The organism is Dyadobacter sp. CY323 (assembly GCF_021390245.1).
GTDB lineage: Bacteria > Bacteroidota > Bacteroidia > Cytophagales > Spirosomataceae > Dyadobacter.
Window position 1 is genome coordinate 260545 of the sequence record NZ_JAJUXH010000004.1, and the last position, 25940, is coordinate 286484.

Genomic DNA, 25940 nt, shown 5'->3' on the forward strand with positions numbered 1-25940 from the left:
ATTTAGCTAAATTCATTGAATTGATTCAACCAATTTAGCTAAATTTGTTGAATAGACTCAACCAATTTAGGTTTCTTCAGTCATTACCAGCCTTTTCCCCAAAAGCTTTTTCCGTAAAATCCGCTATCAATCAGTAGCTTAGCGGCTTTTTGACTTCTTATTCCGCTGTTGCAATAAAAAACAATGGTATTTCCCGCAGGAAACAACGAAATGGTTTCCGGAATTTCGGAGAGTGGAATGTTTTGTCCACCAAAATTGTCTGCCTCAAACTCGTAATATTCCCTTACATCAATCAGCTCAATCTGGTCGGGATTGGCTTGCTGAAGATTTTCAAATTCCTCCCAGGTAATCTCCTGAATCACGGGATCAGCAGGTTTGGGAATCTGGATGCTTTCGGTTAGAGGCGGGGAAGAAAAAGCGATTCTTGAAAATTGGAAGGTGGAAGTCGTGTTTGTCAATGCATTGATTACCAATAATTTCCCCGACAAAGGTTCGCCGACACCGGAAACAATTTTTAATGCTTCATTGGCCATATAAGTGCCTATCATTCCCGGCAAAATCCCGATCACACCAGCCTCCGCACAATTGTCTTCCTCACTGGTATCCGGAAAAAGGCAACGGTAAGTAGGCCCATTTTTATAATTGAAAACAGAAACCTGCCCCTCAAATCGCAGGATCGAACCAAAAACAAACGGTTTGTTGAGCTCTACGCAAATGTCATTGACCAGATAACGGGTCGGGAAATTGTCGGACCCATCTACAATCAGATCATAACCAGAGACGATTTCCCGGGCATTCTGATCAGTGAGCCGCTCAGTGTAGGCTTTTAAACGAACAAACGGGTTTGAGACAGAAAGCCTTTCCACAGCTGTTAATGCTTTGCTTTTTCCGATATCAGCGGAAGAATATAGGATTTGCCGGTGCAGATTGGTCATATCCACCAGGTCGTCGTCTATAATGCCGATCTCGCCAACTCCGGCAGCTGCCAGGTATTGCAAAACCGGACAGCCGAGCCCGCCCGCCCCGACTACCAGAATTTTGGCAGCCTTGACCTTTTCCTGCCCGCGCATACCCCATTCCGGGACAAGGATTTGTCTGCTGTAACGCTTACGTTCTTCGGGTTCGAGCATTGTTGTTTTATTAGCTTGACGAATCTATCAAATTAATGCATTTTTCACCCATTCATTTTTTGAGAATATCGGGTAACTTTAACGCTGTTTATTTCACCTGAAAACGACCTTATTTACTTGATGGATCTTATTATCAGAAGTGCCGCTCCGAAAGACTTACCTTTTCTGCTTGACATCATCAACCACGCCATCCTGAATACCACTGCCATTTACGATTACGATCCAAGAACATTGGACCAGCAAAAAGCCTGGTTCGATCAGATGTTCAACGATGGTATGCCCGTAATCGTTGCAGAAATGGAAGGTGTTGTCATTGGATACGGATCCTATACTATTTTCAGACCAAAAATCGGGTATAAATTCAGCGTCGAGCATTCGATTTACCTGGACGAAAAGTCCCGGGGAATGGGTATTGGTGGGAAGTTGCTGGGGAGCTTGATCCAGCGCGCGAAGGAATCGGGTATCCACACGATGATTGGCGGTATAGATGCTGCAAACCGGGGCAGCATTGAGTTTCACAAGAAATATGGATTTGTAGAAAAAGGCTACCTGAAAGAAGTCGGCTTCAAATTTGATCAGTGGCTGGATCTGGTTTTTATGCAGTTGCTGCTGGAAGAAGATTGAGACGATAAGGAGAACAAGACTTGCCAAGTTTTTCAAACTTGGCAAGTCTAACGCCAAAAACGGCCTAATGCGCACGCCCCGTTTCTACATACGTCTCTTCGTCGCCGGTCGGTTTACCCTGCCACCACGAAGCGAGGATCGATCCGGTGATGTTCATCAGTGGGCCAAAAATCGCAGGAGCTAGCCCAACCGTGGCCATTTTGCCCATTTCTTTTGCGATGCCGGATGCCAGCCCGCCATTTTGCATACCTACCTCAATGGCGATCGTACGACAATCACGTTCGCTCATTTTAAATAGCCTGCCCGACCAATATCCCAAAGTATAGCCCGAAAGATTGTGGATCAATACCAACAATAGTAAAGTAGGCCCGATGGTGAGAAGACTGTCGCGGCCGGCCGCTGTGATGATCACGATAATGAATGCAATTCCTGCCATCGAAACCAAAGGCATTGCCGCATCCAGCCACTTCACTTTTCCACTGAATAATTTATTGAAAACCAAACCGGCACCAATCGGGATAATCACCATTTTGATAATGTCCCACATCATATACAACGTGTCAATCTGTACAAAAGCACCTGCCAGAAGGCTCATGAGTACCGGTGTCACGATCGGGGCCAGCATCGTTGAAATGGCGGTAATGGTAATGGAAAGCGCGAGATTGGCTTTTGCCAGATACGAAATTACATTCGATGCCATCCCATTGGGTGAGCAGCCGATCAGGATAATCCCGGCGGCAATTTCGGGGGGGAAACCGCTGAGACTGGCTAACGTATAACCAATAGTCGGCATGATGATAAAATGACTGACTACGCCGATGAATACCCCTTTTGGCATTTTTACAACACCCACAAAATCACCAAAGCTCATGGATGTCCCCATTCCGAACATAATAATCTGGATGAGTGGGGTAATGAGCGCGGCTAGTTTGAAATCGCCGACGGTTTGGAAATAGTGCGGATAGTAGAGTGCGGTGGTTACCGCTGCAAATATTACCGTCGTATAGGTAAAGCCTTTTAATTTATCATAACCTCGAAAACTGACGGCTAGCGCCAGGAAAAAGCCGATAAAAAAAGGCCCGGCAGCAGGCAGATTTCCGGTAACCGAAAGAAAAAGTGCAGCAACCAGACATAGTGCCGCAACACCCGAGAGGATCTTGTAAATGTTCATAATGCGTGATTTGACAAGATTACCAGGTTCTTTTTTTCATATACTCATCCAGTTCCGAACGTTTCATCGGAATTTCCTTTGGATTTTTATCCAGCCATTTCAGGAAGCTTTCTTTCAATTCGTCCGTCCATTGATTGTCGATTTGTCCAGGCGAGAATTTACCTTCTTTAAGCATTTGAATTGCAAATTTGTCCCGTAGCGTAAGAAATTCGGCAGTCTGGATTACGTTTTCGGCCATATGTGCGGGGATAAAAATAACACCCTCTTTTTTAGCGAGAACAAGATCGCCTGGCAACACAATTGCCCGGCCGATCCGGATTGGCACATTCAAACCACTTAAAAAAACATCTTTCAAAAACGATGGATCGAAATCACGTACAAATGCATTGAAACCTTCGATTTTTGACAGTCCTTCCAAATCACGCACGGAGGCATCAAATACGACACCGTTTCCGGATTTGGCAAAAATGGACGTCCCTAGGTTGTCTCCGATCAAAGTTCCGCTCGCAATTTTTCCGAAACCATCGGCCACATAAACATCACCTTTAGAAAGCTGCTCAATCGGCCAGGAATTTGTGTTTCCAGCTCGTCCGTTCTTGTTTCCGCGATCTTTAATAAGCTTTTCAACGTCCGGGCGCGAAGGCATGAATTGGGCGGTCAGCGCGCGGCCGGCAACTACGATATCATCCTTCAGCAATTTCCAGTTTCCATCAAACTGACAGTTATAACCTTCATTTTGCAGTACAACCCATGCTTCTTCAATCGTAATGTTCTTAACCCGACGTACCAGATCATCGGAAACTTTCGGCCGGCCGTCGGGGAATCGTTCGCCTTTCCATTCAGAGGTTAGAAATATAAGTTCTTCTTTTGAAATAGTCTGAGCGTGAGCGGAATGCAAAGTGCCGAAAGCCAGAAAGGAAGCGCTGAGGATAGTCAGGAATCGTAATCTCATAAATTAGAAAGTAGTTAACGGTCAGGATTGGGTGGTTAAAGGTAGTCGATTGTGTTGTTTTATGATACATCTATTATGGGTTCAGGGTATCTGGTGTTAAGACAGAAAAAAGGCATCATAAACCTCATTCTATCCCTGGATTTTTTATTCCTTTTAAAAAAAGATACGGATTGCAGTTTGTGACGCTGCAATCCGTAAATCAAATGGGGAGTTTTTATTTATCCCACCAAACCGTACTGGAAAGTGCATTCGTGCCGCCCTGGCGGGTACGTGCTTCCAGGAAGTTGGTTTTGTTATACGTTTCCTCCGAATCCGGGATCACGAAGCGGGTTGGTATTTTCCCGCCGGTCAGGTTTCCAGGGTAGTTGGTCGGCGTCAAAACCGGATATCCCGTACGTCTCCAGTTGGCAAAAATCTCATATTCGTCTTCCAGGAACAATGCTACCCATTTTTGAGTGGAGATCTGCTCGATCTGCTGCGCTACCGTGCCTCCTTTATACGGATTCGCTTTAAGGTATGCCGCAATTTTAGCCTCGGAAATGGTACCCGCCGATCCGAAAAGCGACCATTGACGCATTCCTGCTTTCACAGCTTCCTCGTAAGCCGCCGCTGCCGTGCTGCCTGCATACCATCCGCGAACGGCCGCTTCTGCCAGAAGAAGATTGGTTTCCGCATTTCCAAAAACCAGTAACGGCGTGCTGTATTTTAGCAATGTGTTTGGGTTGGGCTCAGAAAATGAGTTGAAGTTGGCAGGTAAATTGTTGAATGCCGCATTTGGCATACCACTTTGCAGAGCCGTAGTGGTGTCAGCTGTGAACGTTTTGCCATCGGTCGTCGTCCAAACCACCGAGATCACATTCAAACGCGGATCTTTGGTTGCTTTCAAATAATCGATCAGCGTTTTTGCGAGTTTCCCACCTTCTACATTGTCGCCGCCAGGAGTAATGTAATCGGTGCTCAACAACCCGTTTGCGATGAAATTACGGCTTGCAACCTGTGAACCATCCACATAGGCGATCACAGCGCGGTCGGCATCATCCATAATAATACCGCCGGCAATGGCTTTCTGGACCCAGGTTTTGGCACCTGCATTGTCAATTTCCGTCAAACGCATTCCGAGGCGTAACATTAGCGAGTAGGCGAATTTCTTCCATTTAGGAATATCCCCGCCGTAGATCAGGTCCGCCGTGCCGAACGTTGGTTTTGTAGCGTCAAACGCAGCGATCGACTCGTCCAGTTCTTTCAGCAAATCCGCGTAAATGGCTTGTTGCGTATCGTATTTCGGACCGTAGTTTTTGTCTGATAATGCTTTTCCAGCGTCGAAATAGGGGATATCCCCGTAGATGTCGGTGAGCCTATGGAAAATGTATGCTTTCCAGATCCTGGCAGCCGAAAGTTTGTTCACATCAGCCGCATTCTCTTTTGTCGCATCAATAATCTGCTGGATCGCGACCACCGCACCTTGTCCCTGGAGAGTTCCGGCATATGCATTCCAGTTCCCAGTCGAGTAGGTGTAATTGAAATACTTATCACCAGCCGCCGGTACTTCTTTATAGGTTGCAAAATGCTGCATCGACTGCCCGATCGTCAGATAAGCCGCACCGGTGAAGTTTGTGCTTACACCGTCGAGCTGTGACCTGGTGAACAAATAGCCCGGAACAACTTCTGAATATTTGTTCGGGTCCACATTCATTTCCTCGAATCCGTTATCGCAGGAATTCAACATCAGGGCCAGAGGCGCCGCATATATGAGTTTTTGAAAAATGCTTTTCATTTGGAGTCAGTTTTTAGAATTTCACCATCAAGTTCACGCCCAGGCTTCTTGTTCTGGGTACACCAAATGCTTCAAGACCTTGTGCATTGGTGCTGGTATAGCCCGATTCCGGATCGAAATACTGGTTCTTTTTGTCTTTGAAAAGAATCGCCAGGTTACGCGCAACCAACGAAATGGACGCCGATTGAAGCTTCAGAAAAGCGAGCTTGTTCACGGGCACATTGTAGCTCAGCACCACCTGGCGCAGCTTAATGAAGTCGTTGTTGAACATAAACATCGCCGTGTAATTCTTGTCGTTGTCGTAGTACGTGTCAACTTCTTCTTTTTTCCAGGTTTTGGTAAATGCAGCGCCTTCTGGAGTTACACCTTCAACCGTCACGCCGGTATCACGACCAGGAAGTGTTTCTTGCGGCAAACCGAAACGATACGCATACTGGTACAGGTTTGAGTAAACAATGCTTCCGAATTTGCCGTCGATCAATACGTTCAAAGAGAAGTTTCTGTATCTGAAATTGTTGGTAATACCCATTGTCCACGGGGGTGTTCCCTGACCGATCTCTTCCAGATCGCCTCTTATCGCGTATCCGCTCGCGGTGTTGAAAACTACGTTTCCGTTTGCGTCGGTTTTCTTGCGGTAACCCCAAACCGTTCCGTAAGGTCTGTCCAACACGTTGCGCACAAGCCCGCCACCCACACCGGAGCCCACGTCAATTCCCTGAATCCCTTCGGCCAGTCTTTCGATCTTACTTTTATTGTAAGCCATATTATAGCTCACATCCCAACCAAAATCCCCATTCCGGATCGGTGTGCCATTGATCAGCAACTCCACGCCTTTGTTGCTCAGTTCACCTACGTTCAACAACGCAGATGTGTAGCCCGAGGAAACGGCAATGTTCGTAGTTACGATGTCGTCCGTGGTTTTGCGGTTATACAAGGTAACGTCCAACCCTAAACGGCTGTTAAAGAATTTGGCTTCCAGACCTCCCTCGTACGTCGTCGAGGTCAAAGGTTTCAAATCCGGGTTAGGCACCTGGGCAGAAGACAATTGCTGAACCGGCCGCCCATTGTGGCCGCCTTGCTGCATGGAGTAGTACTGATAGATCTGGTATGCATTTACCGTAGCACCGCCTACTTGCGCCCACGATCCGCGCAATTTCACAAAATTGAACGCCTCAGGGAACTGGATCGCTTCGGAAAGGATCACCGATGCACCCACAGAAGGATAAAAAATGCTGTTGCTTTTCGGGTTAAGAACCGAAAACCAGTCCTGGCGTCCCGATAAAGTCAAATATGCCAATCCTTTATAACCTACATCCACCGAACCAAATACCGAGTTAATGGCGCTTTTGAGGTAGGTAGGAGTGGTTGTCAGAGCCGCGAGGTTGGTATAGCTGTAAAAATAAGGAACGGTAAATTCACTACCCGCAATCAATGTCTGGTCGTAAATGCTTCTTTGCGCATTTACCCCCGCCAGTGCTGAAAAGCTCACATTTTCCCAATCTTTACTGTAGTTCAAAGTCAGCATTCCGTTCGTTTCGGAAGACGTCGTTTTACGGGCTTCGTATGTTCCCAGCGGCGCAAATGCATTGTTTGTAGGCTGCACATATTCAGATCTAAAACTGTAGTAGTCCTGGCTCACACTTCCTTTTACGTACAGGTTGTCCAAAATGTCATAACGAATGCTTCCCTGACTCAAAAACCGGTTTTTGGTATCATCATTTTTGAATTTATTTATAACAAAATAAGGGTTTGGAGCAGCCGGGACGGGGTTCCATTCCATTTCTTTCCCGGTCTCGGCATCATAGCCCGGAGAAAGGCTGCGGATATCCACCACGTTGGCAACCAGATACGTAGCCCAGTGCGGGTTCATATCGGCATAACCCACTTTCGGACGGTTCTTACCGTCTTCCAGGTTGTATTGAAAAACCGTTTCAATGCTCAATTTTTTACCTAAAAACGCATTCAGGTTCAGGTTTGCAATGCGTCTGGTAAAAGATGAATTCGGTACAATGCTGTTTGCTTTGGTATTATTTAAACCCAACCGAAAGTTAACCGACTCATTTCCACCAACAAATGAAATGGAGTTGATATAATTGGTACCTGTGCGGTAAAAGTTTTTGAGATTGTCTTTCTGGGGAGAATAGGGATGCATTTTGCCATCCACCTGGATCGTCGGCTGCCCATCCATTTTCGCTCCGTATGAAAGACGCCCCGTACTTTTTGCTTCGGTTGCCGTCGTTGGTTTTTTACCATCCAGACCTTGTCCGTATTCATATTGCCAGTTTGGTATCACTGCAATGTCTTCAAAAGTGGTATTGCTGTTGATCTCCACACCAATCCCTTTTTGCGCGCGTCCTTTTTTGGTTGTGATCAAAATAACCCCATTTGAAGCGCGTGCGCCGTAAAGTGCGGCCGCCGGGCCACCCTTCAAAACGCTGATCGACTCAATATCATCCGGGTTAATACCTCCGATTCCATCGCCCCGGTCCACATTCATACCATTTCCGTCCGAAGCGGTTCCGCCGCCCGGGATACTGTTGTCCATGGGCATACCATTGATCACATATAAGGGTTGGTTGTTTCCATTCAAGGAACCATTACCGCGAATGATAATGCGGCTCGAACCGCCAGGTCCCGTCGCCATACCTGTCGCATTCACACCGGCGATTTTGCCTGTTAATGCGTTGGCAACGTTGTTTTCACGGGCTTGCGTAAACTCGCTTCCTTTCACTTCCGAGACGGAATAGGCGAGTGCTTTCTTTTCTTTGGCAATACCGAGCGCCGTTACCACTACCTCATTCAACGCTTTCGCTTCCGGCACCATTTGCACGGTGACCGTTGCCTGATTTCCCACTGTAACCTCCTGAGAAGTGTAGCCTACAAAGCTGAAAATCAGTACCGACGACGCGATTTCCGGATCGGGGATGTCCATTGCGAACTTACCTTCGGTATCGGATGAGGTCCCGCGCTGGGTACCTTTCACCAGTACACTCACACCCGGCAAACCGGCCCCCGTTTCATCGGTCACCTTACCGGTTACATTGCGTTTCGGAGCAACTTTGCTTTCGACAGGCTCTTCATTCCGGGCTTGTTCCCTTTTCAGGATAATGCGGTCCTGCACTACTTCATACGTTACCTTATGCGGGGCCAGGATTTTTGTGAGGACTTCTGAAAGTGCCTCATCCTGGAATTTGTAAGTAAATTTTTGGTTATTGAAAATCTGCGGGTTGTACATGAACTTCACCCGCGTAACACCTTCTATTTTTTCCAAAGCCTTATCTATGTCTGCATTGGATAAACGCAACGTCACTTTTTGTTCTAAAACTCGTTGTCCATGCAGGTCGTTGGCCTGCACGAGCGTGCCGACGACGATGGCGAGTAGGGCTTGATACAGCGTAATGCGCATGATTTTCTGTAAAGCATGGTGAAATTGTACTGTTTTTGACATAATTTTGATTTTTGTCGGTTTTAAAATTCGGCATCAATAATTCCCTGACATGCGCCTTGGCGGATGTCGGTTTGAAAGACGGGGGGATTCACATGGGTCGGTGATGTTGCAGCATCATCGGCTTTTTTCTTTAGAATAGTTCGTAGCGGATTTTAGTCATAGGCATTACCGGAATTAGGTTAATTTAAAAGCAGCCTTTACTGTTTATGATGATGCTCGCATCCATTTGCTCGTATTCTGCACCAAGTGTTTTACAGATCAGGTTTATTTTCTCAAAGAGCGGTTCGTCGGAAAGTGACGCGGTCAGAAAGCAGTTTTGCATGACTTCCGGATCGAAGATAATTTTCACGCCGTACGATTTTTCCAATGTTTCAAATACGTCGGCAATGGGCGTTCCTTTAAATTCAAACGACTGCCGTTGGATCGGTAATTCCAGAAGTTTTGGCTCGGGTACCAGGCTTCTCGTCAGGCGCAACTCGTTGGCTGCGAATGTAATTTGCTGGTTTGGGGTCAGGATCATCCCGCCAAGCTTATCCTCGGAATGCTGACTCGCCAATGCTTCCTTCGTCATCGGGAACACCGAAACCTTGCCCGTTTTCACCACTACCTTGACTTCGCGCTCGTCATCGAATGCACTTACTTTGAAGCTTGTGCCGAGTACTTTGGTCGCCAGCATCCGTGCGTATACATAGAAGGGTTTGTCCGGATTCTTAGCTACTTCGAAGAATGCCTCCCCATTTAAAAACACCTCCCTTTTATTTCCTTCAAATTTTTTAGGATAGGTAATGCGGCTTTTCGGTTGCAGCAACACCGAGCTTCCATCTTCCAAAATCACCAGTTTCGCTTTCTGCGAAGTATTTTTCACCTCGATCAAAGGTTCGCTGATCTGGCTCAGAATGACTTTGTACTGATCCGATTGCTGTTGCCTGGGCGTTTGCTTATTGAACCACCATCCCGCAAAAATCAGCATGAGTACAGATGCCGCCATATGGTACCAATTCGGCCTAAAAAGCCACCAAACGGATGATTTCGCAGCATTTTTCTCCCCGATTGCGTGCGAAAGGCGATAGATCTCATTGGCTACTTCTTCATCGCTGATCTGGTTAAAAGCCGCCTCAGTTGCATTCAACAGACTTTTGGCCTTTTCTACCAGGTCCGTTTTATCGGGATTGCGTTCAAGCCACATTTTCCACACCGTTTCATTAGCAGGATTGTTGAACAGAATCCAGTTTCTGAATGATTGATCGGCAGCTAGTTCCTCCGGAAGAAAATTGCGGTAATTGAGCATATAAGGCAAATGAAATGCGGCTAATTACATTAAGGATGCATTATGATTGGGGCAATACTCCTTTTTTGAAAATTATTTTTTGAGTAAAAAAGAGGCTTTGGAAACCAAATTACCGATGGTTCATTGGATTGTACATTGTCAAGAACTATTTGGTTTATTTGACGAATTAAATTCATCAACAATCAATAAAGAAGTCATGCGGTTTATCAAACCAATAGTCAGGCTAATCCAGGCATTAGTAGTCAGCAACTACCTGCACGAGGCCGATTCAGCGGCAGTCGTCATCAAGATCAAAATCCTCACCATTGCTGTCAGCCTGGCATTCATGCTAAATAGCTGTTTTCTCAAACAGGATAGGACAACTACGGTTTACGGGACAATCACAGATCAGAATGGGCAGCCGGTGGATAGTATTTTGGTTTTGGTCAGTGGTCTTAGAAGTTTGAGTTTTGAAACATTGAAAGAAGTCTATACTGATAATCGAGGTGAGTATGAGCTTTTGGTGGAAGTACCTAAAAGATTTCATGCAGTAAATGTTGGAATTCCAAATTTCCCACAGGAAAATCCTAAGTTTTTGAGGATGTACAAAGACTACAAACTATGGAAAAATGATCAGGCAACAAATAACTGCTGCACTGCCATTATTGGCAAGATAACCAAATACGACTTTCAATTAATCCCTAGATAACCACTATACATGGACCAAAAATGGAAAAGTTCAGACATTTTACGAATAATCTTCCGGAGAATTAGCTTGTTAATTTTTACCGTAAGTATGATTACGAACCTCACCGACTGCTTCTGGAAACAAGATCGGACTACAACGGTTTACGGAACGATTACCGATCAGAATGGGCAGCCGGTGGATAGTATTTTGGTTTTGGTTCAAGGTCTTAGAAGTTTGACTTTTGAAACATTGAAAGAAGTCTATACTGATAATCGAGGTGAGTATGAGCTTTTGGTGGAAGTACCTAAAAGATTTCATGCAGTAAATGTTGGAATTCCAAATTTCCCACAGGAAAATCCTAAGTTTTTGAGGATGTACAAAGACTACAAACTATGGAAAAATGATCAGGCAACAAATAACTGCTGCACTGCCATTATTGGCAAGAAAACCAAATACGACTTTCAATTAATCCCTAGATAACCACTATACATGGACCAAAAATGGAAAAGTTCAGACATTTCACGAATAACCTTCCGGAGAGTCAGCTTGTTAATTTTTACCGTAAGTATAATCATGAACCTTACTGGCTGCTTTTTGAAACAAGACCGGACTACAACGGTTTATGGAACGATTACCGATCAGAATGGGCAGCCGGTGGATAGTATTCTGGTGATGGTGTTAGGGATGCAAATCTCGCATTCGGAAGTGTTAAGTCAAATTTATTCAGACAAGGCTGGGGAATATGAAATAATGGTTGAAGTACCGAAGAAGTTTAACTCGATTAACGTTGGTGTGCCATTCCTTTTAATAGAGAATCCAAAATACCAAAATAATTACAAAGGCAAGAAGACGACCAAAGATGGCAAACGAACAAGTGACTGTTGCACGGCACTGGTTGGTAAGAAAACAAGATACGACTTTCAATTAATCCCCAGGTAATCAAATATATACTTTAACATACAAAAACTATGAAGCATCTTTTCAAATGCGAAAGGGGGAAACTATGCGGTTTTCTTCTTTTGGTTACCCTTCTTGACTTTTCTTCGAGCCTGGCCCAGGATTATCAGCAGCAAAGACAAGATCAAATCAAAAGGCTTGACTTAAAGGGCCTCGGAAACACATTGTTGCTGAACCTGGGCGTAATCAGCCAAAACGAAAACGATTACTTTAAAATACTGTCAAAAGACAAAGATTCGCGACTCGAGAAGGTTACATCCGAAGAGTGGCAAAATCTTTATGAGAGACTTACGGACGCTGATTTAAGAAGTGGGACAGAGCATATGCCAGCTCTAAGTCACTTGATCGAAGATGATCCATACAAGGTGACCAGGAGCAATGTCGTACCGATCGGCATCATGAACCTTCGTAGTATATACATGTCCGGTAGCCAGATTGCCGATAACGAGGCCCAAAAAAAGGCGGGAAATCCGGTGAATTATTCAGCTTACGAGCGGTTTGATATTGTTTATGCGGCTGTGCTGCAGGAGGATATTTACCAGGCGGAAGTTGCTTTCAGGATCAGCCCGGAGCTTTTCATTACCAACCATGCAGAAAAGCCGGAAAGAATCGAGCTGAATTTCAACGATGGACAAGGGTACAAAGCATATCCTGTATCGAATGATCTGATACAACATCGTTTTGAATCAATCGGGGAACAAAAAATAGGCATTCGACTCCTGCTAAACGATAAAACGTTCCTTTTCGAAACAAAAGTAAATGTGCGGCAGCTTGAACGGATTAAACCTTACAAAGAATTTCAGGTGACGGCCGAACGGATTTCAAAGGACACTTTGGCAGACACATCGGCACGAACTATGCTGGTAGGAGGGAACATACGGATCATCCTCGGGTGTGATCAGGTACTGAACAAGCCAATTATCATTGGTGAGAGGTTCGATATGGGGCAGGATATAACCCTGGACGTGATTGAGGGAAATTACAGGACCCCTCTTGGGCGATATCTGACGGAGGGCTATGACCTGGTTTTGCTTGATTATTCGGACCCCGGGGCGGCCATGGAAGACAATGCCCAGGTGCTGAAGGCGTTGATCCAGCAGGTGAACCAGATGAAAACAGGAAACGCGCAGTCCATTGTCATCGGCGAGAGCATGAGCGGACTTGTTGCCCGGTGGGCATTGCGGCAAATGGAAAATGAAGGGATCGCGCACCAGGTGAAGCTTCTGATCTGCTACGACACACCACACCAGGGCGCGAACGTGCCCGTGGGACTTACCCAACTTTTGCTGGACGCACACCCCACATTTTTGAGCCAGGTCATTTTAAAATTTCTTGGCAAGAAATTGCGCAGCTACTATGGTGCGCATGGCACGCCTGCTGCGAAACGGATGCTCTTGCACTGGGGCGGGCATCTGACAGGGGGAGTGGGCAGCAAACATCCTGCGTTTGATACTTTTCGAAGTCAATTGACTGCGTTGGGAAATGGCGGATATCCGCAGAATTGCCGGAACATCGCAGTGATCCACGGCAGTATGGATGCGTCGGACAGGAAAATATTTGACCAATACAACTACGGAAGCCGCATAATCCGGGGCTGGACGCCGTTGATTCTGCAAACTTCCAATATCGATGTTCATACCAACGAATTGGGGCAAAACAGTAATGTGCTGCGTTTCCTGACGTGGGGTAGTATTTTTAAAACAGCAGCCACCACCCGAAAATACAACAGCCCGGTTAATGATGATTTCCTGCCAGGTGGGAAATCTGCCTTCCCCATTCCCAATAAGTTTTTTAAGGAGACTTCAAGTTTTGATTTCTGCTTTGTTCCGACTTTTAGTTCGATAGATTATAAGGGGCCGAGAGCAACTCAGGCTGAGCGTGAGCTTTTGAATGTAACAGCTACTGATATTGCTCAGACACCATTTGCAGCTATTTATGGGGATAATGAAAATACAGTTCACGTAAGCACAAGGTTTGCCAACTTAATCGCAATGGGTCTTCAAGAAAACCTATTAACCAACATCCCTGCCTGCCCAGACCTCCCAGTTCCGCCAATACCATTTATTTCGACCTATAATACCTGCTACCCATTTAGCCAAAAGCGTTCTACCGAGGATAATACAGCCAACATCACAGTTTCGCTTGCCACGCCTACGAATAGTCAATTTATCCATAACTGGACCGTATTGCCGACGCAACAAGCCTTCACGACCACCGACGATCAGATCACTTTTCAGGCTGAGCGGCCCGGCGAGTACCAGATCATTTGTGTCCGTACCTATCCCAACCGCCGGGATCTGCAATCCACTTCCACCATCACCATGACTGTGGACGATTGTGGTAATGCGGTGGTGGCACCAGAAAACCCCGATCCATCTTTGGTGGTATCTCCGGATATTAACGTCACCGACATCTGGGAAGGTGATTTTCTGCTGACGACGGAAGCAGATTCAACGGCAGTTTTCGCGCACTACACGCCTGCTCCTAAGATCTTATACGCCACACTAGACGACGGTTCATTTATCCCAAAGTCTACGTTGGAAGCCAGCGGGATGTTTCCGGAGTTTGCTGCATTATTTACGGAAACCGACCCGCGTATCGCATTGCCTGTCACACTCAAAGAATTCCATGCAAAAGTCGAAGGGAAAACCGGGGCGCCAGCCGCTGGAACGCCAGCCGCCGGATCGCCGGCCGCCGCCATCCTTACCTGGACTACAAGTGCCGAGTTTAACAGCGATCACTTTGAAATTGAGAGAAGTAAGTCGGGGAAGGAGTGGGAGAAAATTGCGATTGTGCCTGCCAGCGCATTTACAGCCCAGGAAGCTGCATACGCTTATGCGGATTTGAATCCTCCATTTAATGTAGCGTATTACCGTTTGAAAATGGTTGATCAGGATAGTACGTTCGCGTATAGCCGGGTAGAAGTGGTGCGGTTTGACGGCGGTCGCGAGATTGCCGTTTTTCCTAATCCCATTGATCAAGACGGCCACCTCCAAATACTGCCTGCGGGTAATCTGGTCAGTGATGTCAAAATCTATAATGCATCAGGAAAGCTGGTTTTTCAATCCGATCAGCCTGAAAATCAGGTAAATGTGAAGGATCTGCCCGTCGGCAGGTACATCGTTAAAATCCGGTTGAAAGATGGCAGTCAGACAAGTCGCGCTTTTGTAAAACAGTAGTTGCCTGAAATCGATCAGTATTGAAAGAAGCCTGCAGAAATAATTAAGCTAACCAGGTGTATCTGGTGTTTGAGGGAAGAAATGGCTTTAAAAAGTAAATTCGCCACAGACTGCCTGTTGACCTGCATTAAATCGGCGATTTGCTCATTGTCCATTCCCTCAAAGTACTTGAGAAAAATGGCTTCTTTCTGACGGCGGGGTAGTTCTTCTATCGCGCAACGGACTTTCACCTGATTTTCGGTGAAAACCTCGTGCTGCTCAATTGCAGTTTCAATCGTCTGATAATCGGAAAGTTGGCCGGCTTCTTCGATGTCTAAGATGGCCTGGGACGCATTTGTGCGTCTGAATTCCTGCATAAGCTGATTTCTCAGTGCGCGGAGGAAGTAAATGGAGACGAATTGGATGTGGATCTGTTCACGCTTTTCCCAAATGTGGATCATCAGTTCCTGAATCGAATCTTTAATGAATTCGCGATCGGTCGTGAAGTTGGTGGCGTAATTAAATAAGGTGCGGTAAAGTTTGTCAGCGAGACGACAAAACGCGAGGCTATCTCCAGCCTGTGCTTGTTGCCAGAAATTCAGGAGAATGACATTCTCCTCAGCGATGCGTTGTCTTTTGTTCAAATTCAACCAGGTCAGACAACAAATTAAGTCGTAATTCCATGATTTATAAAATATAAGAGTGACTTTATTTTTATATCTGAAATTATCTGTTGTTAATTGAATTATTTCGAAATAAATGAGAGTTGGTAAGGTCGCCTAGACTTGCCAGGTTTCAAAAACCTGGTAAGTCTAGGCGACCAAATTATTAAATATAAGCGATGCAGTCGATCTCTACGAGCGAGTCCCCTGGAACGCCGCCGTAAACCGCTACGGTGGTCCGGCAAGGTGGTTTGCTGCCAAAACGGCCTTTATAGGCTTCATTCATTGCTTTGTAGTCATTCAGGTCATGAAGAAAAACACTGCATTTCAATACTTTTTCCATCGATGAACCTGCTTTTATGAGCTCTTTTTCCAATTCGTCCAGAACGTGTTTTGTGTGCGCTGTAATATCACCTTCAAAGTGCGCACCTTTTCCTGCAACAAATACCATATTGTTGAACTTGGTGTGACCTGAAAACAGAGGTACATCCTGGTACATCTCAACATCTCCGACCTCATGAGTCGCGGGTGCCGCTACCGCAGGAACCGATTCTGCCTGCACTTTTGAAGCAGCACCAATTCCAGCGATTCCGGCTACTGACGCAAACAATTTCTTGATAATTGATCTTCTTTCGGATTTCATAATGGTATTATTAAGGTTTGATATTCAGTTGTTACTACGGTTTTTTTTTGCTTTTCCGGGCCACTTTTTCATTGGCGGGCAGAGTGATTTTCCAGATACTTCCACCGGCTTTGTTACCACCCTGTTTGCCGCCGTACTCAATGACGTATAAGGTGTTGCCGACGAGTAATGCGTCAGTCGGAGCCGTAAAATTGTCGACGATCCGGGTAGTTTTCACTTTATAGTTGTCGGTCGCCTTATCATAGGTCATTTCGAGGTGGAGCAGGTCTTTTCCTTGTCTGCGCAATGGGTTCGGATTTACCGCCCCGTTTCTGGATCCGCCGGTATATCTGATCACAAATCCATCTCCGGTCAGGTCTTTGCCTAATGCGTTTTTGTTGTCGAAGAAAAGCCCCAGCGGCGACGAGTGCGCATTAAATGTTCCCACCGTCACGCCTGTTGTATCGCCATCCATGACAACGCCCGTTTTCCGGTCACGGTACTCGTTTGCATCCGGGCCTAGGTTCTGAACGGCAGGCGTAAATTTGACACCAGCTGGTTTTTTAGGGAAATCCGGGTCGTTGTGAAAATACTTCATGAGATATGCAAAAGCAAATTTGCTCAGGAATGGGTCTTTTTCAGGATCTGGCTGAAAATCCGGGAATTGCTGGGGATTATCGATACCGCCCATGATCCACGGAAAACCATAATGATGACCTTTTCTGATCCAAAACATATCTTCCGGATGATCGTAATCGCCAGAATTCGAAACTCCGAACAAATTTCCTTTCGGATCAAATGCCATGTCGTAGGCATTTCGTATTCCTTCGGCAAAGAGGTATCCTTCGGCTTTCAGTTTTTCGGTATCAGTTGAAAGTAACAAATCCTTTGAGCCGATTGGAAACCTGAAGATATTGGCCGTCAATGCATTATCTCGCGCATTCGGATACTCGCCCCCGTTATCCTGCACTTCTCCGTGATCGGTGCGGGCACCAGTGTTCACGAAAATGTATTTCCCGTCCGGGCTTATTTCCAGTGCATTCCAGCCGTGGTCAAATGTGGTTTTATTGGCCCCATATTCGACGGTATTAAAAACGACGGTCATCTCAGGCTTCTCATTTCCGGTCTTCATTTCGTAGCGGACCATCCGGCCTTTGTTCCCTTTATTATTATTCACACTTACATTACCGGCAAGAAAAAGCGTGTTGCCATGGAAAGCGGTGCCTTGTAAACGTGGAATGCCATGATCTTCAACGGTAAGCAATTTTTTGCTTTGCGGCTTTCCATTCACCATTTCGATTTTCAACACATCGCCGAAAAAGGTTGTATAATAAATTTCGCCGGAAACCGGATGCTGAATAATACGCACCGCCTCTGGTTCGACTTTCATATACTCCTCGACGACAATATCGTCACGCAGAGGGATGGGTGTTTTTGTAACCACTTCTGCCCGCTGCTGAGCGGAGGCAACAACAGATGCGCCTAGAAAAATGACGGAAAGTCCAGTCTTAAAGATTTGTTTGTAAAGTAGCATGTATAATTGGGGCTCAGGTTTATTCAGTTTTGCCTAAATGACGAAGGTATGCAACCAGCTGCCAGCGCTGCTCATCGGTGAAGACGTCTTTAAATGGCGGCATATTACCTCTTCCGGTTGATATTTTCCAGAAGAATGCACCGTCACTCTGGCTTTTAACGAGGGTATCGTGAAAGTTGGCTGGTTTCTGTCCCAGTGCGCCACCGGCAGCTCCATCTCCATACCCTTCTTCTCCGTGGCAAGATGCACAATAAAGTGTAAACAGTTCTTCCCCCTGCGCCAGCGTCAGCGGTTCTTCGTGATACGGACTTTTAAGCGTGTCCGCCCAGGCCGGTGCTTTCCAGGGATCTTGCTGTAACTGTCGAAAATGAGTTTCTTCTGATGAAAACCCCGCAAGTCCAGCTCCCGAAAGAACGATCATACTAGCGGCGAAAAATTGATTTCTGCGCATTCCGGAAGATATATTGGTGAATTTGATTCATTTCCATTCTCCCTCCAACCTCCAAATGGAACACTCAATTTGCCGGAGAGTAATATCCACTTAAACAGATTGGAAGGAGAATAGCATTATTTTAAACTTTCAACGGAAGCTCTGACCCTGGCTACATCCTCCAAACTAATGGGGCCTGCGCTGTTTCCGAAATTGCTTCGGATGTGTGTCAAAACCTCTGAAATTTCCTCATCCTTTAAGAAACTGTGCTGCGGCATTACATTATTGTAGGACTGGCCTTTTACTTCAATCGGCCCTTCTAATCCTTTCAGCAACACGTTAATAAGCCGGTCTTTGTCACCAGTTACCCAGTCGGCGCCTCCCAGCGGAGGAAAACGTTGAGAGTCTCCCATGCCGTTCCGCTGGTGGCAGGCTGCGCAGTACACACTGTATACTTTTCCGCCGGCAACAGGCTCGTCTTTATCCAGGTTGTCATTTACGAAATCCGGCGTGCGGATGTGAGCAAGTGATTTTCTTTTTTCCTGCGAGGCCAATGCATTTTTGCCAAACTTGTTTTTATTACCCTTGTAAGTCACTTTCCATATCTTCCCTTTTTCGGTCTCAGCAATGTAAATCGACCCGTCTGGCCCCATCGCGATTCCCATCGGCCGATAAACGGCGTCGCTGACATTCACGATCGGATCAATTCCTGCGAAACCATCGGCGAAAATCTCATAAGGTCCCGAAGGCTGGCTTCCTTTAAAAGGCACAAAGCCAATAAAGTAACTCGACTGCGGATACGGCGCACGGTTTGTCGATCCGTGGAATGCAATGAACGATCCATTTTTATAATGCTCCGGAAATTGATTTCCCTGGTAGAACAGGATGTCGTTCGGGGCCCAGTGTCCCGGAAATCCGATCAATGGCTTTTCATATTGCCCGCAGTCGCCTTCGAGCTTTCCGTCGCCTCCATATTCCGGATTGAGGACTTTTTTACTTAGCATTTGGTCCCAATAACAATAGGGCCAGCCAGCGTGAGTACCTTCTTTTACCCTCAAAAATTCTTCTGATGGCAGCATTGCACTTTCCCATCCATTATAAAGCTGAGGCCAAAGCCGTAATAAATCGTCGCGGCCATGTTGCAATGCATAAAGATTATGATCAGCGAAATTCCAGTCCAGCCCCACCACGCTGCGCAAGCCGGTAGCAAACTTGACCCCGTCCTTTTGAAGCTGACCAGTCTTATTTGCATCGAATTTCCAGATGCCGCCGTGATCTTCCAGGATTGGGCAGGGTGTCATTCCCGGTGAGCCGGGCGTACGGTTATCCACCTGGCAGCAATTGGAATTGGCCCCAAATGGTACATACATAAACCCTTTATCATCAAATGTAATCGGCTTCGCAATGTGCTCGTGCATGCCATGCGGGTGGTCGTCCGTCAGGATAACTTCTTCTTTGCTGGTAGGCACAAGTTCTCCGGGATTCAGCTTGTACCGGTACACGATCAGCTCCGAACTGAAATACAGGTAGCCTTTATAAATCCGCATTGCCGTTCCATATGCCCGCTCTCTCGCAGTGCCGCCAAACCGTTTTACAATATCAGCACGTCCGTCACTATTCGTATCCCGCAATGCGATCACCGATTCGCCTTTATTCGCAAACCGGGCCTTTACGTAAATATCCCCATTGTCATTTACCGCAATATGCCTCGCGCGACCAAGCAAGCTATCGACCACGACAATCGCCTCAAACCCATCCGGCAGATACAGCCCGCCATTTTTGGAATTAAAAGGCTTATCCTTATCATCGGAACGCTGTATAAACCCCAATGCAAAAAGCAAAAGTAGGGAAGCGGATTTGAGGTATTTGGTCATGGTTAAAGGGTTTTTGGCTGTTGGCTATTAGCCGTTAGCGGTTAGCTTTTTTTGAATAGAGCCAAAGGCTAACAGCTAATAGCTAAAAGCTACCTACTATAAATCGGCTTTGCAATTCCATTCAGATCGTAGACAATTTTTCCGCCCATGACGGTCAGCTCACATTCAAGCTTTTCTTTGCCCTCCATTTTGAAACCTGTTTTGTCATAAAATCCGAAGTTGCCTTTCCGCATGGAGAAAATGGCCACGTCGGCAATTGCGTTTTCTGAAATGTGGCCCAGGTTTTCGCGGTGGATCACCTTCGCTGGTTCCCAGGTACTTGCTTTGATGACCGACGGCAGGTCCATACCCATTACATAGAATTTGGACATGATGCTGAGCATATCTTTCATCGAACCATTCATGCTGCCAGTGTGCAGATCGGTACTGATGGTGGTTGGATAAAAACCGGCTTTAATGGCAGGGATCGCCTGCGAATAATTGAAGCTCGCGCCGCCGTAACCTACATCGAAAACGATGCCTTTTTTGCGAGCCTCGATGGCAAATGGCTTTACCTTCTGCGTCGATTCATCCACAATCGTTTCCCGTACGTTTCCTTCCAGCAAGGTGTAGGCGTGTGTGAAAATGTCTCCCGGGCGCAGGTGTTTCATAAAAAGATCTTCGAGCGGAAGTGGCGGGGTGCTTCCTCCAAAATCGACCATTACAGGCATCTTAGCCAGTTTTCCAGCTTTCACTGCATTGTCGACGGGCTTCCAGTCGTTGCCCATGAAGTGCGCAACTTTAAAACCAACCACATCATTTTTGTTTTTTAAGGCCACAGAGGCGGCCATGACCGGATCCATGTCACTCGTGTCCTGCTCCCAGTTACCGCCGCGCATACCTTGTCCGACAATATTCAGGAAGGACAAAACCCGTGTTTTTGAGTTAAAAATGACGTTATTCTTGAATTCCTGAAAAGAATCCCAGCCCGCGCCACCGGCATCCACGATGGTGGTAACGCCCACCCGGAATGTGAAACCGTCGGGCGGGAGTGCCACCAGACCATTACTCAGATAGTGATTTACCTGCGTGCCGTGAAACACATGTCCGTGAATGTCGATCAGCCCGGGCGTCACATACATCCCTTTCGCATCCACCACCTGGCGAGCTTCTTTGGGATCAATGTCTTTGGCAACTTTCTTGATCTTTCCTTCAAATATCCCAACATCCATCACCTGGTTGAGGTTATTTTTCGGGTCGATCACCGTTCCGCCCTTTATTAAGATGTGATAGGTCTGTGCGCTGGAAAAATAGCTTTGGGTAACCAGCAGAAGAAAAAGGTAAAGGAAATTTTTTTTCATTTCAGGGATTGAGGATTTTAAGAGAAAGGGAACTAGACGGCTGCTTTCGACAATTCTTCTTTCAACCGGGTCGCTACTATTTTTTCTTCTCCCGATTTCAGCATCCACGCTGTGATGGTCAATGAGTTGTTTTCGGCAGGCATGATCTCGATAGACGGATTTCCTTTGCGAAGGTTTTCCTGTAAAAGCTTGACGGGAATGCTCACTTTTGCCGGGTCCCAGGATACTCTCAGGGTAGGCGTGTGGTTTCCAAGTTCGGGCACCGTTACATCCGTGGTGACGCCACTTACGCTTTTCGCTGCATTAGCAATGTGCGAAATCCGGTCTTCCCATATCTTCCATTCTTTCTTGTGGTCCATTTTGACAAAATTATCAAGTGCCACGTACATACCCAGGATCTCTTCCTTGTTCACCTTCATACCGCGACCGATCGTCGAGCCGCGTGGGGGCATACTCAGTCTGGCTGCGTCGATCAGGTGTTTTTTACCCATTAAAATCCCGGCACTCTGAGGTCCGCGCATGGCTTTTCCGCCTGAAACGCAAACCAGGTCAAAACCCATATCGTTGAATTTCCAGAGATTTTCGACAGGCGGTACATCCGCTGCCATGTCGATCATTGTAGGAATTCCATTCTTTTTCGCAATCTCGATCCATTGCTGGTGATTGATCTGGCCTTTATCCGACTGGATGTTCAGAAACCATAACAATGCCGTTTTTTCATTGATCGCTTTTTGTAATTCTTCGGCTGTCTCAACCAAGACGATCGTGCAGCCCGTATTCGTTAATGCGTGTGAATAGCCAATGCTATGGCCTTTCTGAATGATCACTTCCGATTTCATTCCGGTACCATCCAGGTGAGGCAATGCTTCCACTTTTTTCTGGTCCATTCCGGTTAATACGCCAGCCAGCCCCAGTGTTAATGCGGAAAAACAACCCGCTGTCACCACTGCAGCTTCCGCATGGGTAAGCGCTGCAATTTTTTCGCCGACCTTGGTTTGTACCTCATCCAGCATCATAAAATCTTTCGCAGCGCCCTGGATGATTTCCACCACTTCATCCTGCATGAGTGAGCCTGTCATAGCCGTGTAGGTACCCGCAGCATTAATAAAAGTTCTGATTCCCAATTCCTTAGCAAGGTTCCTGGCAGCTCCTTTGGTTACCAGTCCGGTGGGATCGACGCTGGATTGCCCTAAAAATCCACCCAGTAATGGAAATGTAGACAGGTGTTTGATTAAATCTCTGCGGTTTATCATAATGGTCAAAGGGCTGAATGTTTAAGGCTTAAAACAATAGAAATTTCACTGATACATCAAGGATGCAGAAAATATGCAGGAATACTCTATTTGGGAGAGTTATTTTTTTAATTGGTGTAAATTAAAAAATAAAGTTTGGTGATAATGAGTTTTAAAGCCTTTTTCTTTTGGATTAAGATGAGTCAGGCCTTCTTCGGCTTTCTGACTAAAACATTGGTTCTGAGAAGACTCTGCGGATCTTACTACATACCAATCAAAAAAGCGGCAATGGCCCCGGAATTTCGGATCTGCCATTGCCGCTTTTTAAAAGAGTAGACTTAACTATTGAAGAAACAGCTGTTTCACGGAAACCGGGGTTGGGATGCTGATTTCTTTCCCGGAATAAGTAAGTTGTCCGGTTGCCGCATTTCTTTTGAAAAATACCACATTATCATTATCACGGTTCGTCACGATAGAAAACTCACCTTTCTGGTCGATCAGAAAATTACGCGGGTGTTTTCCATGTGTTTCCGCGTGACCGGCGATGGTAAGTTTCCCCGTTTTCGCATCGACGGCATAAATGGCCAGGCTTTCATGGCCGCGATTGGATGCGTAAAGAAATTTTCCATCGGGAGAAAAATGAATATCAGCTGCGTAGCTTTTTCCCGTGAAATCGGCCGGCAGCATGGTTACCCGTTCGATCGGCACCAAAGCCCCCGAATTTTTGACGATTTTGAATGCATTAACAACCGAAGCCAGCTCGCAGGCCGAATAACCGAAATTTCCATTCGGGTGGATTGCAAAATGGCGGGGACCATCTTTTTCTTTTACTTCGGCATAGGGAACTGCGCCGGGAGTGAGTTTCCCGGTTTTTTGATCCACCGAATACACCATGATCTTGTCAATGCCCAGGTCAGACGCGTAAATGAATTTTCCGTCTGCCGAAGGAATTACCGAGTGCATATGCGGTTTTTGGTCTGGCCTGCCTTTATCCTGAATGCTGTCAGCTACCGCGCCAATAGAGCCGTCGGCATTCAATAGATAAACTCCTAATTGTCCGCTTCCGTAATTGGAAACATATAAAAAGCGGCCTTTGGGATCCACGCTCACATGGCAGGGCCCCCGTCCCAGCGATGGTTGTGCGTTCAGGCTTTTGAGTTTGCCGGTAGCCGGGTCGATCGCAAACGAGGTAACTGTATTGTTGCCTTCATTTGCCGCGTACAGGAATTTTTTATTAGGATGAAATTCTAGAAAAGACGGGCTGGTTTTTGCAGTCACCACTTGTAATTCTTTGAAAGAATAGTCTTTACGATCAAATTCATAGACATAAATGCCTTCTCCTTTTTGCGTGTAAGTGCCGATATACAGGATTTCTTTGGTTGATTTTTGAGCGAAAGTCATGATGGCGGAGATTAAAACAAGGCATGTAAGAATGGTTTGTTTCATAGCATCGGGATGTGGTTAGTGTTTGGTTTAGAGTTTCGAATTATTGAACGTGATATGTAATTATTTTAGGAAACTCCTCCGGAGTCTGGAAAGTGAGCGGGGGTAATGTTTTTCTAGAAACAGGGTGCCCCGCTGGGGCATTGTATCAGGTTTCGAAATTCAATCTTGCTTTTACGCGAGACGTCGGAGCCTTCTGTTTGTAGCAAACGACGTTCAGTATTAACCTTCCGGCCCCGTCAGGGCCTCGTGTTTCTAGCAAACGACATTCATTAATAACCTTCCGGCCCCAGCGGGGCCTCCTGCCTATTCAAATATCAATGTGCCGAATTTTTCAAATTCATGAAAACTGCCGCCTGTCTTTTGCCACGAATAATAGGCCGTCTCTGAATCGTAATCAATCCGGTAAAAATTGCCCCGCCATTTTGTCCCGGATTTTGGAATGGACGGAACGATCGGGTTCATTAATGCATAAGGAATGAAAAATTCGGCTTTCCACCCGGTCACCGAGGCCATACTTTTCTTCTGTCCGCCCTGCGCGCTGGTTTCATGTTGTACCCGTGTATTATCATTGTAATTCCACGGTTTCCAGCCTTGCGCCTTTCCATTCATATTGGGGACTAAAATCGGAAGCTCATAATTCAACGGGGAAACTTCGTATTCAAAATAAATCGGGTAGCGGGTGTCCGGCCAGAGAAAGACTTCGACCACATCTTCTTTAAACAATGCACCATAATCTTCCATAATCGTTGCCGTGAGTTTCTGGTCTGTGCAATCGAAAAGAAAGTAAATGCCTTTCTCGGAATAAAGGATCTTGACTTTGGTAGGAAATGGCTTTCCGGATTTGGGTTGCCTCGGGCCTTTCTGAACGGTGATGTCAAACCACTGCGCGGCCGACCAGTTGGATGCGGAGCCTTCGCCGTCCACTTTAAAATCGGACGTTTTTTTGATTACCAGTGTCGAATCCGGAACTGAGGCGAACGCACCGGGCCGGATCAGTAAGCCGGTCAGTAACAGGCAGAGCAGTGCTACTTTCTTCAACATTATCAAAGGTTTAGGATTTGAAAACGATTTACTACGAAAAATCTGGACGAATTGTAGTCTGAGATATCAGGAGCAGCAATTTGACTAGGTTTTTACATTTTACCAAATCATTATTTTTCTGGTATAAAAATTGACTTAAAAAGTTCAACAATTTAAGTGGCGCATTGGAATGATTATTCATAAATTGGAAGCGGATTTAGTGAAACCTTTTAACATTTAATGTCATGATACGCGAAAGAGGAGAGCCGGCTATTGCTGATACCAGTAAGCCGATCATAGAACCACCTGTTTTTCCGGACGTTCTGGAAAATACGCAGAAAACCAGGGCAGTTGCCCAGGACCCCGATTTGGTAGGAGATGACGACGATGAGGACGAAGATTTTATCGAAGACGATGAAAAAGTAGTCGACGAATTTGACGACGATGACGACATTGACGATAGTAAAATCGTCATTGAAGATCCGGATAGGATCCTTGATCTTGATGACGATGACGACGATTTTTAAGGCTAACGCGTTTTACCTTCTCATCGTGGGCCCCAGGATTCAAATCCCGGGGCTTTTATTTTGGATAATGAGTAATGAAATGGT

21 protein-coding genes are annotated in these 25940 nt (G+C 46.1%); 6 read left to right on the top strand and 15 right to left on the bottom strand.

The window, feature by feature from the left end; translation table 11 throughout:
- Positions 1–83: 83 nt before the first annotated feature.
- A complete protein-coding gene (gene moeB / locus LZG72_RS10115) occupies positions 84–1130 on the bottom strand; it encodes a HesA/MoeB/ThiF family protein (protein WP_233871053.1) in 1047 nt (348 codons plus the stop codon).
- Positions 1131–1250: 120 nt separating this feature from the next.
- Between moeB and LZG72_RS10120 the strand changes: the two genes are divergently transcribed.
- Entirely contained in the window at positions 1251–1754 is a 504-nt protein-coding gene (locus LZG72_RS10120; protein ID WP_233871498.1) for a GNAT family N-acetyltransferase, read from the top strand.
- A gap of 64 nt (positions 1755–1818) precedes the next feature.
- Here LZG72_RS10120 and LZG72_RS10125 read toward each other — a convergent pair whose 3' ends face one another.
- From LZG72_RS10125 to LZG72_RS10145, 5 genes are all read right to left on the bottom strand, one after another.
- Entirely contained in the window at positions 1819–2925 is a 1107-nt protein-coding gene (locus tag LZG72_RS10125; protein WP_233871056.1) for a bile acid:sodium symporter family protein, read from the bottom strand.
- Positions 2926–2944: 19 nt separating this feature from the next.
- The gene (locus LZG72_RS10130; protein ID WP_233871059.1) at positions 2945–3877 is read right to left on the bottom strand and encodes an RraA family protein; all 933 of its coding nucleotides are present in this window, start codon (positions 3875–3877) and stop codon (positions 2945–2947) included.
- A 214-nt stretch (positions 3878–4091) separates the two neighbouring features.
- The gene (locus LZG72_RS10135; protein WP_233871062.1) at positions 4092–5651 is read right to left on the bottom strand and encodes a SusD/RagB family nutrient-binding outer membrane lipoprotein; all 1560 of its coding nucleotides are present in this window, start codon (positions 5649–5651) and stop codon (positions 4092–4094) included.
- 13 nt (positions 5652–5664) lie between these two features.
- Positions 5665–9099 (bottom strand): SusC/RagA family TonB-linked outer membrane protein, encoded by a 3435-nt coding sequence (locus LZG72_RS10140; RefSeq protein ID WP_233871065.1) that lies wholly within the window; start codon positions 9097–9099, stop codon positions 5665–5667.
- A 184-nt stretch (positions 9100–9283) separates the two neighbouring features.
- Positions 9284–10387, bottom strand: coding sequence for a FecR family protein (locus tag LZG72_RS10145; protein WP_233871068.1), 1104 nt, complete (start codon positions 10385–10387; stop codon positions 9284–9286).
- Between the two features lie 79 nt (positions 10388–10466).
- Between LZG72_RS10145 and LZG72_RS10150 the strand changes: the two genes are divergently transcribed.
- From LZG72_RS10150 to LZG72_RS10165, 4 genes are all read left to right on the top strand, one after another.
- Positions 10467–11075, top strand: coding sequence for a hypothetical protein (locus tag LZG72_RS10150; RefSeq protein WP_233871071.1), 609 nt, complete (start codon positions 10467–10469; stop codon positions 11073–11075).
- 87 nt (positions 11076–11162) lie between these two features.
- Positions 11163–11534, top strand: a complete 372-nt coding sequence (locus tag LZG72_RS10155) for a carboxypeptidase-like regulatory domain-containing protein (RefSeq protein ID WP_233871074.1) — start codon at positions 11163–11165, stop codon at positions 11532–11534.
- 93 nt (positions 11535–11627) lie between these two features.
- Positions 11628–11993, top strand: coding sequence for a hypothetical protein (locus LZG72_RS10160; RefSeq protein WP_233871077.1), 366 nt, complete (start codon positions 11628–11630; stop codon positions 11991–11993).
- 29 nt (positions 11994–12022) lie between these two features.
- The gene (locus tag LZG72_RS10165) at positions 12023–15190 is read left to right on the top strand and encodes a T9SS type A sorting domain-containing protein (protein ID WP_233871080.1); all 3168 of its coding nucleotides are present in this window, start codon (positions 12023–12025) and stop codon (positions 15188–15190) included.
- Between the two features lie 14 nt (positions 15191–15204).
- Here the strand turns inward: LZG72_RS10165 and LZG72_RS10170 are convergent, their stop codons facing one another.
- The 9 genes from LZG72_RS10170 to LZG72_RS10210 all read right to left on the bottom strand — a co-directional run bounded on the left by LZG72_RS10170 (position 15205) and on the right by LZG72_RS10210 (position 25350).
- Positions 15205–15813: an RNA polymerase sigma factor gene (locus tag LZG72_RS10170; protein ID WP_233871083.1), complete on the bottom strand. Its 609-nt coding sequence runs from the start codon at positions 15811–15813 to the stop codon at positions 15205–15207.
- Between the two features lie 184 nt (positions 15814–15997).
- Positions 15998–16474: a RidA family protein gene (locus LZG72_RS10175; protein ID WP_233871086.1), complete on the bottom strand. Its 477-nt coding sequence runs from the start codon at positions 16472–16474 to the stop codon at positions 15998–16000.
- A gap of 34 nt (positions 16475–16508) precedes the next feature.
- A complete protein-coding gene (locus LZG72_RS10180; RefSeq protein ID WP_233871088.1) occupies positions 16509–17987 on the bottom strand; it encodes a sorbosone dehydrogenase family protein in 1479 nt (492 codons plus the stop codon).
- A gap of 19 nt (positions 17988–18006) precedes the next feature.
- Positions 18007–18438, bottom strand: coding sequence for a cytochrome c (locus LZG72_RS10185; protein ID WP_233871091.1), 432 nt, complete (start codon positions 18436–18438; stop codon positions 18007–18009).
- 116 nt (positions 18439–18554) lie between these two features.
- A complete protein-coding gene (locus tag LZG72_RS10190; RefSeq protein WP_233871093.1) occupies positions 18555–20291 on the bottom strand; it encodes a c-type cytochrome in 1737 nt (578 codons plus the stop codon).
- Positions 20292–20380: 89 nt separating this feature from the next.
- Positions 20381–21631, bottom strand: a complete 1251-nt coding sequence (locus LZG72_RS10195; protein ID WP_233871095.1) for an amidohydrolase/deacetylase family metallohydrolase — start codon at positions 21629–21631, stop codon at positions 20381–20383.
- Positions 21632–21663: 32 nt separating this feature from the next.
- Positions 21664–22884 carry an aminotransferase class V-fold PLP-dependent enzyme gene (locus LZG72_RS10200; RefSeq protein WP_233871500.1) on the bottom strand — a complete coding sequence of 407 codons (1221 nt, stop codon included), beginning with the start codon at positions 22882–22884 and terminating at the stop codon, positions 21664–21666.
- A 321-nt stretch (positions 22885–23205) separates the two neighbouring features.
- Positions 23206–24309, bottom strand: coding sequence for a lactonase family protein (locus tag LZG72_RS10205; RefSeq protein ID WP_233871097.1), 1104 nt, complete (start codon positions 24307–24309; stop codon positions 23206–23208).
- A gap of 303 nt (positions 24310–24612) precedes the next feature.
- Positions 24613–25350, bottom strand: coding sequence for a carbohydrate-binding family 9-like protein (locus tag LZG72_RS10210; protein ID WP_233871098.1), 738 nt, complete (start codon positions 25348–25350; stop codon positions 24613–24615).
- 224 nt (positions 25351–25574) lie between these two features.
- On the opposite strand from LZG72_RS10210, the gene LZG72_RS10215 reads away from it, so the two are divergent.
- Complete coding sequence (locus tag LZG72_RS10215; protein ID WP_233871100.1) at positions 25575–25856, top strand: hypothetical protein; 282 nt, start codon at positions 25575–25577, stop codon at positions 25854–25856.
- Positions 25857–25940 lie beyond the last annotated feature (84 nt).